General features: G+C 55.5%; 11 protein-coding genes and 2 pseudogenes. 7 read left to right on the top strand and 6 right to left on the bottom strand.

Translation table 11 applies throughout. The annotated features are described in order from the left end of the window. From accC to ACDI13_RS07340, 5 genes are all read left to right on the top strand, one after another. Positions 1–1,350: an acetyl-CoA carboxylase biotin carboxylase subunit gene (gene accC / locus ACDI13_RS07360; RefSeq protein WP_316990517.1), complete on the top strand. Its 1,350-nt coding sequence runs from the start codon at positions 1–3 to the stop codon at positions 1,348–1,350. A gap of 95 nt (positions 1,351–1,445) precedes the next feature. Continuing rightward, the gene (prmA, locus tag ACDI13_RS07355; protein ID WP_316990516.1) at positions 1,446–2,366 is read left to right on the top strand and encodes a 50S ribosomal protein L11 methyltransferase; all 921 of its coding nucleotides are present in this window, start codon (positions 1,446–1,448) and stop codon (positions 2,364–2,366) included. A 24-nt stretch (positions 2,367–2,390) separates the two neighbouring features. Further along, on the top strand, positions 2,391–3,662 hold the full coding sequence (locus ACDI13_RS07350; RefSeq protein WP_316990515.1) for a zinc-ribbon and DUF3426 domain-containing protein: 1,272 nt from the start codon (positions 2,391–2,393) through the stop codon (positions 3,660–3,662). Between the two features lie 8 nt (positions 3,663–3,670). Continuing rightward, a complete protein-coding gene (locus tag ACDI13_RS07345; protein ID WP_316990514.1) occupies positions 3,671–4,612 on the top strand; it encodes a carbohydrate kinase family protein in 942 nt (313 codons plus the stop codon). A gap of 57 nt (positions 4,613–4,669) precedes the next feature. Beyond that, on the top strand, positions 4,670–5,161 hold the full coding sequence (locus tag ACDI13_RS07340) for a glycine zipper 2TM domain-containing protein (RefSeq protein ID WP_153231046.1): 492 nt from the start codon (positions 4,670–4,672) through the stop codon (positions 5,159–5,161). Between the two features lie 74 nt (positions 5,162–5,235). Here the strand turns inward: ACDI13_RS07340 and ACDI13_RS07335 are convergent, their stop codons facing one another. The 6 genes and pseudogenes from ACDI13_RS07335 to ACDI13_RS07310 form a co-directional block, all read right to left on the bottom strand. After that, positions 5,236–5,457: an MGMT family protein gene (locus tag ACDI13_RS07335; protein WP_316990513.1), complete on the bottom strand. Its 222-nt coding sequence runs from the start codon at positions 5,455–5,457 to the stop codon at positions 5,236–5,238. 97 nt (positions 5,458–5,554) lie between these two features. Continuing rightward, positions 5,555–5,689 (bottom strand): annotated as a pseudogene (locus ACDI13_RS07330) (bifunctional transcriptional activator/DNA repair enzyme protein Ada); the annotation flags it as partial. 135 nt (positions 5,690–5,824) lie between these two features. Continuing rightward, a pseudogene (locus ACDI13_RS07325) lies at positions 5,825–6,460 on the bottom strand (DNA-3-methyladenine glycosylase); the annotation flags it as partial. A 296-nt stretch (positions 6,461–6,756) separates the two neighbouring features. Further along, positions 6,757–7,320 carry a YggT family protein gene (locus ACDI13_RS07320; RefSeq protein WP_316990512.1) on the bottom strand — a complete coding sequence of 188 codons (564 nt, stop codon included), beginning with the start codon at positions 7,318–7,320 and terminating at the stop codon, positions 6,757–6,759. A 114-nt stretch (positions 7,321–7,434) separates the two neighbouring features. Next, positions 7,435–8,238, bottom strand: coding sequence for a histone H1 (locus tag ACDI13_RS07315; RefSeq protein WP_372372957.1), 804 nt, complete (start codon positions 8,236–8,238; stop codon positions 7,435–7,437). Positions 8,239–8,685: 447 nt separating this feature from the next. Next, positions 8,686–12,144 carry an indolepyruvate ferredoxin oxidoreductase family protein gene (locus tag ACDI13_RS07310; RefSeq protein WP_316990511.1) on the bottom strand — a complete coding sequence of 1,153 codons (3,459 nt, stop codon included), beginning with the start codon at positions 12,142–12,144 and terminating at the stop codon, positions 8,686–8,688. 112 nt (positions 12,145–12,256) lie between these two features. Between ACDI13_RS07310 and ACDI13_RS07305 the strand changes: the two genes are divergently transcribed. After that, positions 12,257–12,715: an Lrp/AsnC family transcriptional regulator gene (locus ACDI13_RS07305; protein WP_009460635.1), complete on the top strand. Its 459-nt coding sequence runs from the start codon at positions 12,257–12,259 to the stop codon at positions 12,713–12,715. Between the two features lie 117 nt (positions 12,716–12,832). Then, positions 12,833–13,327, top strand: coding sequence for a hypothetical protein (locus tag ACDI13_RS07300; RefSeq protein ID WP_316990510.1), 495 nt, complete (start codon positions 12,833–12,835; stop codon positions 13,325–13,327). The last annotated feature ends 21 nt before the right edge of the window (positions 13,328–13,348 follow it).

Genomic DNA, 13,348 nt, shown 5'->3' with positions numbered 1-13,348 from the left:
ATGTTTGAAAAAATCCTAATCGCCAATCGGGGCGAAATTGCCTTGCGTATCCAGCGCGCTTGCCGCGAGATGGGTATCAAGACAGTCGTCGTTTATTCTGAAGCTGATCGTGATGCCAAGTACGTGCGTCTGGCCGACGAGGCCGTGTGTATTGGCCCCGCCCAAGCCCGTGACAGCTACCTGAGCATGCCTGCCATTATCTCGGCAGCAGAAGTCACCGATGCGGAAGCCATTCATCCTGGTTACGGTTTTATGGCTGAAAACGCGGACTTTGCTGAGCGTGTCGAAAAGAGCGGCTTTGTCTTTATCGGCCCACGTCCCGAAAGTATCCGCACGATGGGCGATAAGGTCATGGCCAAAAAGGCCATGATCGAGGCCGGTGTGCCTGTAGTTCCCGGCTCGGACGGTGCCTTGCCCGACGATCCTGCAGAAATTGTCCGTATTGCCCGCGAAGTGGGTTACCCAGTCATCATCAAGGCCTCTGGCGGCGGTGGTGGTCGCGGCATGCGCGTGGTCTACACCGAAGCAGCCTTGCTGACTGCGGTTGCCACTACCAAAACCGAAGCCGCTTCTGCGTTCAACAATCCCGAGGTCTACATGGAAAAGTACCTCGAGAATCCACGCCATATCGAAATTCAGGTATTGGCTGATGGTGACCGCAACGCGATCTGGCTGGGTGAGCGCGATTGTTCCATGCAGCGCCGTCACCAGAAAGTCATCGAAGAGGCACCCGCTCCTGGTATTGCCCGTCGCCTGATCGAACGTATCGGTGAGCGTTGCGCTGATGCCTGCCGTCGCATGCATTACCGTGGTGCAGGTACGTTCGAGTTTTTGTATGAAAACGGCGAGTTCTTCTTCATCGAGATGAATACCCGTATTCAGGTTGAGCACACCATTACCGAAATGATCACCGGCATTGATCTGGTCCAAGAGCAGATCAAAGTGGCTGCAGGCGAGAAGTTTGTGCTGCGCCAGCGTGATATCGAGTTTGAAGGTCACTCGATCGAATGCCGTATCAACGCAGAAGATCCGTTCAACTTCGTACCAAGCCCAGGCCTGGTCAGCAAGTGGCATACTCCTGGTGGCCCTGGCGTGCGTATCGACTCGCATGTCTTTACCGGCTACACCGTGCCGCCGTACTACGACTCCATGATTGCCAAGCTGATTACTTACGGTAAGACGCGTGAGCAAGCCATTGCCCGTATGGACATTGCCTTGTCTGAAATGGTGGTGGAAGGAATCAAGACGAACGTGGAATTGCACCGGGAATTGATGCAGGACGCCAGCTTCAAGGCAGGCGGCACCAGCATTCACTACCTGGAACAAAAGCTGGCCCAACGCAGCAAATAAGGGCAGCAAGGGGCAGGCCACAGGCCTGGCCCGATAAGAATAATGATTACGTAAAACAGGGGCGAGCCCCCTGTTTTGCTTTATGGAAACTATGTATGCGTGAACTCTTACTGAGCTGCCAGGAACACGAGGCCGAACGCTTGTCCGATGCCTTGCTGGAAGCCGGCGCCTTGTCGGTGTCGGTAGAAGATGCGGATGGTGATACCGATCAGGAAAAACCCCTGTTTGGTGAACCTGGTATCGAGCCGGATGTGCTGGCCTGGGATCGCAACCGGGTGGTTGCTTTGCTGCCCGAGGAACTGGAGCCTGAAGAGTTACTGCAGCCGCTTTTTGATGCCGGTGTACTGGAGCCTGAAAAGGCACAGTGGAGTGTGCGTGAAGTGCCCGACGAGGATTGGGTTCGTTTGACACAGTCGCAGTTCGGTCCTATCCCGGTGGGCGAGCGCATCCTGATTGTGCCTAGCTGGCACAAGGACGATGAGGACCTGCCGGTCGCTCAAGAAGGCGATGATGGTCTGGTGCGCATTGAACTGGATCCCGGCCTGGCGTTTGGTACCGGCAGCCACCCCACAACACATTTGTGTCTGGATTGGTTGGCTCACCATGTGCAAGCGGGTCAGACTGTGCTGGACTATGGTTGCGGTTCCGGCATTTTGGCGATTGCTGCCCGCAAACTGGGTGCTGGCCATACCGTGGGTGTGGACATTGACGAGCAGGCCGTGATTGCCACGCGCTACAATGCGCAAGTCAATCAGGTTGAGGTTGAAGGCTTGCTGCCCGATGCCATGCCCGCTGGGCAAACCGATCTGGTGCTTGCCAATATTCTGGCCAATCCCCTGCGTATGCTGGCCCCCATGCTGGCCAATCGGGTCAAACCGGGCGGGCATCTGATTCTGTCCGGTATTTACGATTGGCAGGCCGAGGAAATGATCGAGGTCTATTCCTCTTATCTGCCCTTGTCTGTCTGGCAGGAGCGCGATGGCTGGGTGTGTTTGGCCGGTCAACGCCCCTTGTAAGACGGTAGAACCTAAGGTGAGTTCATGGAGCTAAAGACTCGCTGCCCCCGTTGCGGGACATCGTTTGCAGCCAGTGTAGAAACGCTGCAACGCCGCCGGGGCTATATACGCTGCATTCAATGTGCGCATATCTTCGATGGTTTTGAAGAAGTCATTGATGATCAAGCTCCTGAGCCTTCTTATCACCCCCCGGCTGCACCGGTTCAGACCGAGCCGCGCCTGGAGCTAGAGCCATTTGCCTCACACCGGCAGGAGCAGGCGCAGACAGTGGACTTGCAAAGCCCTGTTCCGGGGCCGCGCTTTGTAGAGCATTCCCGTCACGCACCGCCGCGTGATGAAGGTACAGCCCACGACTCCTTGCAGGTACGTAAATTTCCCGATTCCATCCTGGCGCAGGCGCCGGTCACGCCGGCCTCGCCTTCTGTTAATACTGCGGAGCCTTTTGTGCGACCGGCAGAACCGTCTGTTGAGTTGACTCAGTCTTCTTTGCAGGCTTCAGAACCTTCTGTCATTCGTGCCCGCTCTCGCCTCGAGCCCGTGACCAGAGAGAATCAGGACACCGCTTTTTTTGTATCGACCGGTACTGCTGCCCCTGAGCCGGAGGGCGGGCATCACATTGGTCAGGCCTCCTGGCCGGCTGCCGAGCCCGAATTCAGTGTGGGGGATCGTGCCGGTGCTTTGCGCGCTTCATTCCCCTCGCGGCAAGCTGACGGCACCCACGATGATGATGGCGACCATTTCCAGCAGGATTGGGTGATTGATCCCAACCCTGCTTTGCAACGCGAGACGCGTTACGAGGGTGAGGCCAGCTTTGGCCAGCGCGTGGGTTCGCTGATCTGGACCAGCTTGTGTGTTTTGGGCGCGCTGCTGTTCGTTTTGCAACTGATGTACGTTTATCGCGTACAGATCGTTAGCCAGATCCCCATGCTACGTCCCGTGTTCGAGCGCGCTTGCCAGACTTTGTCGTGTGAAGTGCCTTACGAGCGCCGCCTGGACCAGATCCGTGTGCAGGCTTCGGCCCTGCATAAAGCGCCGAATCAGCCTGAGCAATCTACGTTGGGCTTTACGCTGCGTAACGAGTTTGAGCGGCCCCAGGAGTGGCCGACACTGGTTCTGGACTTGAAAGATTTTTCCGGAGCCTTGATCGCCCGGCGCAATATTGCGCCCGATCAGTATTTGGCCCCCGAGCGACGCGAGCCCGCGTTTGCAGCGCGCAGTGAAATTATGGTGCGTCTGCCTTTGAATACCGGGTCGCTCCAAGTTAATGGCTACCAGATTAGCCCTTTTTTTCCATAAGGTAATTTATGACCGAGCGAGTGCTGGTATGTGGTTCGATCGCGTTTGATACGATCGCGGTTTTCGAGGGGTACTTCAAAGATCACATCTTGCCCGATAGCATCAAAACCCTGAGTGTGTCTTTTTTTGTGCCCAGCTTGCGTAAAGAGTGGGGCGGCTGTGCTGGCAACATGGCCTACACATTGAACATGCTCGGTGGCCATCCTGTTCCAGTGGGGGCGGTTGGTAGTGATGGTGTGGATTATGTGCAGCGTCTGCAGAATCTGGGTATTGATACCAGCATGGTGCGAGTGATGCCAGATATGTTCACCCCCCAGTGTTTTATCACTACAGATTTGGCTGCCAGCCAGATTACTTCTTTCCATCCTGGTGCCATGGTCAGTTCGGCCCAGATTGACTTGTCCGGTCAGGAAGCGGCCTGGGGCATTGTGGCTCCGGACTCCAAAGATGGCATGTTTGCTCATGCCCGTCGCCTGAGCGCACAAGGCACACCATTCATCTTCGACTTGGGCCAAGCCATGCCGTTGTTTATGGGTGAGGATCTGCTGGAAATGCTGGAACTGTGTCAAGTTCTTACGGCAAATGAGTATGAGGCCGAAGTTATCGAGCAACGTACCTCCAAGAGCATGGCCGAGATCGCACAGGGCTTGCAGGCCGCTATTGTGACGCGTGGAGAGTATGGAAGTACGCTCTACCACAACGGACAGGTTTACGAAATTGCCCCGGTGCCCGTGGAAAATGTAGTTGATCCTACTGGTTGTGGTGATGCCCATCGTGCAGGTTTGTTATATGGTCTTACAAAAGGCTGGAGCTGGCAGGAGGCTTGCAGCTTGGGCAACTTGATGGGCAGTATTAAAATCCAGGTCGATGGCCCGCAAAATCATGAATTTAAACGGTCACAGATCTCGGCCATGTTAAAACAGCACTATGGCATTGAGCGCAGTCTGTAAGAGAGCGCCTAACAACTTTTTATGGTTCGGCCAGCTACGTTTTTTGGAGTAAACCGTATGTATGTTTCTTTTTTCGATCGACCCAAAGTGCGTCTGCTGGTAGTGGCGAGCTTGGCGGCCCCCGTGTTTTTGTTGGCGGGTTGTGCCAATAAATCGGCATCCAGCTCGGTGTACAGCTACGGTCAGGCTCAGCGTGAGCAAATCGTGCGTTTGGGTACCGTTGTTTCGGTCCGTGCTGTCACGATTCAGGAAGATCAGAACTCCGGCGTCGGCACCGTGGGTGGGGCTGCATTGGGTGGTGTCGCTGCCAGCAGTATTGGTGGTGGCCGAGGCAGCATCCTGGCTAGTATTGGTGGCGCCATTCTGGGGGGGCTGGTTGGTAATGCGGTTGAAAACCGCATGGGTAAAACCCAGGGTCTGGAGATCACGGTGCAACTGGATAATGGTGAAACCCGTGTGGTGGCCCAGGAAGCCGATGTGCCTCTTTCAGCCGGTCAGCGTGTCCGTATGCTTAGCGGTAACGGCCCAACTCGTGTGGTGCCCATGTAAGCAAAGCCCCTGGGTTTTGTGCATAAGACCCGGCCATTGGCCGGGTTTTTTCATGCCTGCTAATCGTAGTGACTTTATTGCGCGTGTTCTCGCTCCAACAAGGTTTTCTTGCGCTCCAGCCCCCAGCGGTAGCCCGCTAGGTCACCGCTTTGTCGCAAGACGCGATGGCAGGGGATGGCAATGGCCAGAGTATTGCTGGCGCAGGCTCGTGCGACTGCACGGGCGCCCTTGGGCATGCCCAGGCGCTCGGCAATCTCGGTATAGCTCAGCGTCTGGCCTGCCGGGATATGACGCAAAAACTCCCAGACCCGCTGTTTGAAAGGCGGTGCCTTGAATGTCCAGGGGTAGGGCTAACTTTTGGTTTGGCTCTTCTACCATGGCCAGTACTTGAGCAACCCGCTGCTTGAATGGTGAATCTGCACCCATCAGTTCGCTTCCTTTGAAACGATCCTGCAACTGTTCCAGCAAGACTTTGGGATCATCGCCTAAAGAAATGGCACAAATCCCGCGCTCACTTTCTGCGACCATCAGTGCGCCCAAGCTGGATTGGGTAATTACAAAACGAATTGGGTTGCCTGGGCCTTGTTGGCGAGGTGATTTGGCCTGTGGGCGTTGACTGCGATGTAGCTTGTTTGGGGTAGGCTCTGACGCTGGTGTGTGTTTGGGCATGCGCCACAAGTACCAGGAAGCCACACTGCGATAGGGTGCCCAAGCCTGGCCGATGTCACGCAAGGCGCGGGCGGAGGGGGCCTTGTCCAAACGCTTCAAATGACGATAGCCCTCACGCACCCCGAAGTCGTCTGCGGGCAGAATATCCTCATGCTCCAGCGTGTACATCATCATCATTTCCACCGTCCAGCGGCCTATGCCGCGTAGTGTGGTCAACTGCTTGATCAGATCTTCATCAGGCATTTGCAAAGCGGTGGCCTGATCGGGAATAACGCCCTCCAAACTTGCTTGAGCCAGTCCCACAATGCTATTGGCCTTGGCACCGGACAAACCACATGCGCGCAGGGTTTCATAGGGAGTGGCCAGCACTTCTTCAGGTGTTGGGCAGTGGCCATGTGGATAAATATCAATCAGGCGTTGCAGAATGCGTTCAGCCGCACGGGTGTGCAATTGTTGATACACCACCGAGCGGATCAGGGCCTCGTAGGGGTCGCGCTCGGGGCGCGGCTGATGGATGCAAGGACCTACATGGGTGACCAAGGCTTGCCAGTCTGGGTCCAGTGCGGCCAGAAATTGTTCGGCCTCGCGGTAGCGGCGGTCTGAGTCCGATTTTGGTGGAAGACGAGTCATGGCTGTGGCCTGCTGATGGGTGATGAGGCCAGTATAAGGTCCGCTTTTGGCCAAGACACCCTGATTCTTGCTCTTGAATTCAGGGCAGGAAAGGAAGGTTTTTTTCCAGACTTGGGAGGAGATCAGATCAGCCTAATTCAGAATGAGTTTGTTTGCTTGAATATGGCTGCGGGTTGCGTATTCTTGAGGATGACTTTAATGCGGTTCAGCAAGTAGGCAAAGATCAAGCATAGCGATGCATCAAAGTAAAAAACCTGAGCATAGCCCAGGTTTTTCAAGTTTCCAGCGCGCAGTGCTTAGATTGGCACCAGGCTGAAAGCCGTGCGTGTGATAACCATATTAAGCACTTGGGTCAGCAGCAAGACGACCAGCGGCGACAGATCCAGGCCACCCAAGTCGGGCAGGACACGGCGTATCGGGTCCAGCAAGGGGGCGGTAATTGAGCGCAGCAAAGGCATGCTGGGTGATTGTGGCTGAATCCAGGATAGCAGGGCCTGCAGCAGCACAACCCAGAAGATCAGGCTTAAGGCCCAGCGCAGCAAGGTAAAGACGGCGGCCAGCAAGAACATGGGGAAGTTCGAGAGCATGGACATGGAGCCGGTCAGCACCATGGCACTGAGGACCAGGTAGACCAATGCACTTAGCCAGGCTGCGACCAAGGAGGTCCAGTCCCAACGGTTGCCGCTTTTGACCACGCGTCGCAAAGGCATGACCAGCCAGTCCGTGACTTTGAACATGGCTTGTGAATAAGGGTTGAAGGGATGAATTCTGAGCGCATAAACCCAGGCACGCAGTAGCAAAATCGTGCCCAGCAGCGACAGAACAATATGGATTAGGAAGAGGGCGACTTCACTGAACATAGTTGCTTGGTATGAATTGATGGGAGAAGGAATTGTCGCATGCAAGTGCTACAAACCAAAGAGCCACCCTGACCAGGGTGGCTCTTTGAGGAAAAATATGAAGGCAGTGTGTGATTAAGGACGCTTGCCGGTTGGGAAGGGCCAGGAGCCGGCGGGGTTGATGTCGTCGCGCAGCGGCTCGGCAGGCGATGCTGCCGTTTTGCTCGCTTTGCGAGCTGCGGTTTTATTCCCTACCTTAGCGGTAGTTTTAGGTGTGGTGCTGGTCTTTGAGGTTTTGGTTTCTGCGGTCACGGATTTAACTTCTTTCTTCTTTGGAACTACGGGTTTCTTGGCACTGGCAGCAGGACTGGCTTTCTTGGCCGCGGTCTTTACAACTGCCTTGGTGCCGGTTTTAGTGGCAGGTTTCGCTGCCGCTTTGTTGGGAGTGGCTTTTTTGGCCACAGGCTTGCTTGCCTTGGTGCTGGCCGTTTTTTTTGCAGCAGCGGTGGCAGCAGGTTTAGTGCCTGCCTTTTTAGCGACGGCCTTTTTGGCCACGACTTTCTTGGCCACCGCTTTTTTAGCGATTGTTTTTTTAGCTGCTGCTTTTTTAGCTACGGTCTTGACGGCGGCAGCCTTGGTCGCGGTGGTTTTGATCGTCGTGCTCTTTGTCTGAGCCGTTTTTTTCACTGCCGCTTTTTTCGCAACCGTTTTCTTGGCGGGTGCGCTGGTCGCGGACTTGGCAGGCGCTTTTACAGCAGCCTTGCTGGTCTTGGTAGCCGTGGTTTTAGAGGGGGACTTTTTGGCAGCGGGTTTGCTGCTGGGACTGGTCTTGGTAGCGGAAGCTTTTACTGGTGCTTTGGCTGGCGTTGCTTTCTTGGGGCTAGGGGTTTTGGTGTTTGCTGCTTTTGCTGCGCCTTTCTTGGCTGTTGCCATGATCATGCTCCTTGAGAACAAGTCTTTAGTTTGTCCACACCCATTTGACCTGGCCTGGAAAACTGCAATGGCCTTTTTCAAATGACGCAGGCGTCTAAGGTCAATACCTTATAAGCTTAGCAGTCTAACGCAAGCCCCTACACAGTCAAGTAATAATCATGTAGCACAGGCATATGGCTTTGTTAAGCCCCGCCTGCTGTCTCCAATAAGTTGCGTTCTGTAGACGGGAAACCCATTCGTGGCCGTAAGTAAGTCCCTGATTCTTGACGCATTCTCGTCTAGAGGTACGGGGCTTTTGCGACTTGAAAATCCCTATTAAGCGTGGCAAATAAGTTTGAAAACGAGGTGTGGTTCATGATTGAGCTGCGGTTTTTAGTGTGTGTTCAAGCTTAAAAAAAAGCCCTGCATAAGCAGGGCTGAAAGGGCAGGTTAATCCTTCTGGAGAGGTAAGACTTAGGCGGGAATTGCCTGAATTGTCAGGCCTGTGTTTTTCAATTGCTGCGTCAACTCTGCAAACCGGGCTTCGTATTGCTTGGCCGATTCCATTTTTACGGGGCCGAAGCCGCGCAATTGTTGGGGCAGCTCGGCCAGTTCCAATGCCGTGGCGTAGTTGGCCTGATCCAGATTCTTGCTCAAGCTGTTGAGCAGGCTCTGGTATTCACGCCAGAAGCGACGCTCCATACGACGCTCATGGGTGTAGCCAAAGGGATCTAGTGGGGTGTTGCGTAGACCCTTGCCTTTGGCCATCCAGCGCAGCAAAGTGGCTGTGCGTGGTCCCAAGGTGATCTTGCGTGGGCGGCCTGTCGCCGGGTCACGGCGTGCCAGCAAAGGCGGGGCGAAGTGAAAGCGCAAGGAGAAGTCACCTTCAAATTGCTGTTCCAGATCCTGGCGGAAAGCGGGCGAGCTGAACAGGCGAGCCACTTCGTACTCATCTTTGTAGGCCATCAGCTTGTACAAGCTGCGAGCCGCTTTTTCAGTCAAGACAGGACGCTGACCCGGACGCAGTGTTTGCTCGGCGTCACGCAGTGCATTGATGGTGTTGGTGAAGCGTTGGGCATACGCGGCGTTCTGGTATTGCTCCAGGCTGCTGGTGCAACGCTGCATGATTTGTTCCAGTGTTTCGCGACGCTGCAAGGTCACCACTTGAGCGGCTGGAGCCAAGAGGCTGGCCAGTGCTTTTTCATCGTGAGCCAGCACGCGACCCAAGTGGAAGGCATCCAGGTTGGCTTGAATAGCTACACCATTCAGACGGATGGCTTGTTCAACCGCCGTGCTGCTAACGGGCATGGAACCTTGCTGCCAAGCCATGCCCATCAAGAGCATATTGGACAGCAGACTGTCTCCGAACAGCAGGGTGGCTGCCTGGTGAGCATTGAAAGAACGCACCTGGTTTTCACCAGCGGTGGTCTTCAGTTGGCTCAACAAGTGCTGTGCATCCAGAGGGGCATCCGGGTTGCGGGTGAACTCGGCTGTGGGAGCCAGATATTCGTTGATGATGGCGTGAGTATGGCCAGGGCGCAGGCAGGAAAGGGCATTGGGGTGAGCGGCTGCCACCACGTCGCACAAGATTGCCAGGTCGGCTTGGCCGGGATCAACACGCACGGCACCCGTGTTTTCTTTATTGGCAGACAGGCGAATGTGGCTGATGACGGTGCCGCCTTTTTGTGCCAGACCGGTCATGTCCAGTACGGAGCTGGAGCGACCTTCCAGGTGTACCGCCATGGAGAGCACCGCACCAATAGTGATCACGCCGGTACCACCCACACCGGCCACAATCACATTGCAGTCCTTGGCTTGAATGACAGGTTGTGGCAGTGTGTCCAGCTTGGCCAGCAACTGGGCCTTCATATCGGCCTGACCGTTTTGATCGCCACGGCGCAGCGCACCGCCCATTACCGACACAAAGCTGGGGCAGAAACCGTCCACGCAGGAGTAGTCTTTATTACAGCTGGACTGGTCAATCTGGCGCTTGCGGCCTTCGGGCGTTTCAGCAGGCACCAAAGACAGGCAATTCGATTGCACCCCGCAATCCCCACAGCCCTCGCAGACGGCCTTGTTAATAAAGAGGCGGCGGGCAGGATCGGGGTACTCGTTCTTTTTACGACGACGGCGCTTTTCAGCCGCACAGGTCTGGTCGTGAATCAAAATGGTGACGCCAGGGATCTCGCGCAGTTCACGTTGCAGACGATCCAGCTCGCGACGGTGATGAACGTCTATACCGGCAGGCAGGCTGACACCGCGATAGCGTTCTGGCTCGTCGGTGGTGATGACCACACGACGCGCCCCTTCACCAATGGTTTGCTGGCAAATGCGGGGTACGGAGATCGGGCCGTCAACGGGCTGACCGCCGGTCATGGCAACCGCATCGTTGAACAGAATTTTGTAGGTGATGTTGGCATTCGCGGCAATAGCCTGACGAATTGCCAGATAGCCGGAGTGAAAGTACGTGCCTTCACCCATGTTCTGGAACATGTGGCCCGTCTGGATAAAGGGCGACAGACCCACCCAGTCCGTGCCTTCGCCACCCATTTGAGTCAGACCACGGGTTTTGCGGTCCATCCAGGTCGCCATGTAGTGACAACCCACACCGGCCATGGCCTGACTGCCTTCGGGCACTTTGGTGGAGGTATTGTGCGGACAGCCTGAACAGAAGTAGGGGCGACGCGTCAGCCCATTGGTATCAATCGGAGTTAGGTTTTGCACCGTACAGGCAGGCAATTGCACATTGGTGTGATGGCCCAGCCAGCGACGCAGACCCACGGCCACGCGGGCAGGGCTGAGCTGACCATCGGCAGGAATCAGTACTTCATTTTCAATATCGCGCTTGCCCGACACCGTGGGGCGTTGGGCACGGTTAAAGAGCAGGTTCTTTAACTGATCTTCAATGATCGGGCCCTTTTCCTCAATGACCAGAACGTGGTCCAGGCCTTCAATAAAATCGTTCAGCGATTGCGGATTCACAGGCCAGCTCAACCCGATTTTCAGATGGCGAATGGCGGGCAGATCCTTCAGGCTGCTGAGCTGTTGCAGTGCGTCCAGGGTGTCCAGTGTGGCTTTGCCGGTGGACACAATACCGATACGTGCCTGGGGCGCTGCTTCCAGCACACGATCCAGACTGTATTTATGGGCAAATTCGCGCACGCTATCCAGACGGGCATCCAAGGTGCCCTCCATGGAAGGCGTCAGGAATTTGCTGGGATCGTAGGGGTGTTTGCCGCCTTGTTTGTCGGCCAAGGCTGGGGCCAGATCATCCAGAGGGGCAATCTCGAAAGAGCGGCCGCTTTCCACGGTTTCGGTAATGGCTTTGAAGGCTACCCAGGAACCGGAGTAGCGCGATAAGGCCCAGGCCCAGATACCAAAGCGTTCGTATTCTTCAACAGAGCTGGGGTTGACCACCGGGATGCCCCAGGCGATCAGGGATTGTTCGCTGGCGTGGGGGATGGACGAAGACGAGGCTACGTGGTCATCACCCACAATCATCAGGACGCCACCGTGCTGGGAGGCTCCAGCAGCGTGACCGTGGTGCAAGGCATCGCCCGCACGGTCTACTCCGGGACCCTTGCCATACCACATGGAGAACACGCCATCGACGGTACGGTCGGCGCGCTCGCCGGCCTGCTGGGTGCCCATGATCATGGAGGCCGCCAGATCTTCGTTAATAGCCGGTTGGAAACGGACCTTGGCTTGATCCAGATGCTTCTGGGCCTTCCACATGATCATGTCCACGCCACCCAGTGGCGAACCACGGTAGCCGGAGACAAAACCGGCGGTGTTCAAACCGTGTTCTTTATCCAGGCGCGCCTGGGTCAGCAACATGCGCACCAGGGCCTGTGTGCCCGTTAAAAAGATGCGTCCTGATTGTGCGGTCAGGTTGTCGCTTAGCTTGTATTGAGTGTCGACGGACTGCGTCATGATGAAACCTCCAGATAGAGATCATGATAGAGAGTCTGCCCTCGCTTTTTTTTGCGTTATAGTTGCGTGTATTCCCTATTCTTTGAAATATTCATTTCGTAAATGTTTAAATATGGATAAAACTGACTTAAAAATCTTGGATGCTTTGCAGTTGGATGGTCGAGCCTCGGCTCAGCAGGTTTCCGAGCAGGTGGGTTTGTCCACCGCGCCCGTCTGGCGGCGCATCAAAAACCTGGAAAAAAACAAGGTCATCCAAGGCTATTATGCGCGCGTGGATCGCCGTCAGGTGGGCCTGCAAAGCTGCATGTTTACCCAGATCAGTCTGGACCGCCATTCGGGTGAAATTGTTGATAACTTTATCCGTGCCGTGCGCGATGCACCTGAGATTCTGGAGTGCCACGCTGTGACCGGTGATGCGGATTTTCTGCTCAAGATCATGGTGCCCAGTGCCGAGTCCTACGACGATTTCCTGCACCGCTTCTTGTTCAATATGCCGGGCGTGCGTCAAACCCGTACGATTGTGGCCATGCGTGAGATCAAGAATGTGACCCGTCTGCCCTTGCCACTTTGAAGCATCTTGTTATGGGGTAATACAAGCGCCTTCAGGTAGAATAATCAGGATTCGCCGGCCTGTGGTGGGTCGGTATAAAAGCATGAAAGACGGGGTTTTATGACGAAGGCGAATATCTTGCGACGCACTTCCTGGGTTGCTGTGCTGGCGACTGTTTTTTTGAGCGCCTGCGCGGTCAAGGCACCGGCTCCTGAGCCTGCTGCACAAGCTGCTGCTGCCAAGCCCGTCCATCCTGCATGTCAGCCCGCTGCGGCTGGAGATCAACTGGCGGGTAACTGGTTAAGCAAGCACCGCCAAAAAGGTGTGGTGGGCGAGCTGCGTACCTTGTTTACCTTGCAGGCTGATGGTTCCATGGCTTACACCGAGCAGGTCAAGCGCCCTAACAAACCGTCGCAAGGTTTGAACGAAAGCGGTTGCTGGGTTCGCAAGGGCAATGACTTGCAAATCCACACACAAGAATCCAATGGGGTGACCACCGAACCGGGCGACCCGATTTACGAAAATCACTACAACATCGTCCGTCTGACAGCCCGCAATCTGGTGCTGCGTGACCAAAGTGGTACCACCTATCGCTTGACCAGAATGTCGCCTGGCTACCGCCTGCCGTTCTGACTGCTTCTGGTTTGAATGATT

It is taken from the genome of Alcaligenes faecalis (genome assembly GCF_041521385.1).
In the GTDB taxonomy this organism is placed as follows: Bacteria; Pseudomonadota; Gammaproteobacteria; order Burkholderiales; family Burkholderiaceae_B; genus Alcaligenes; species Alcaligenes faecalis_E.
This window is presented reverse-complemented; position numbering and strand designations above follow the sequence as displayed.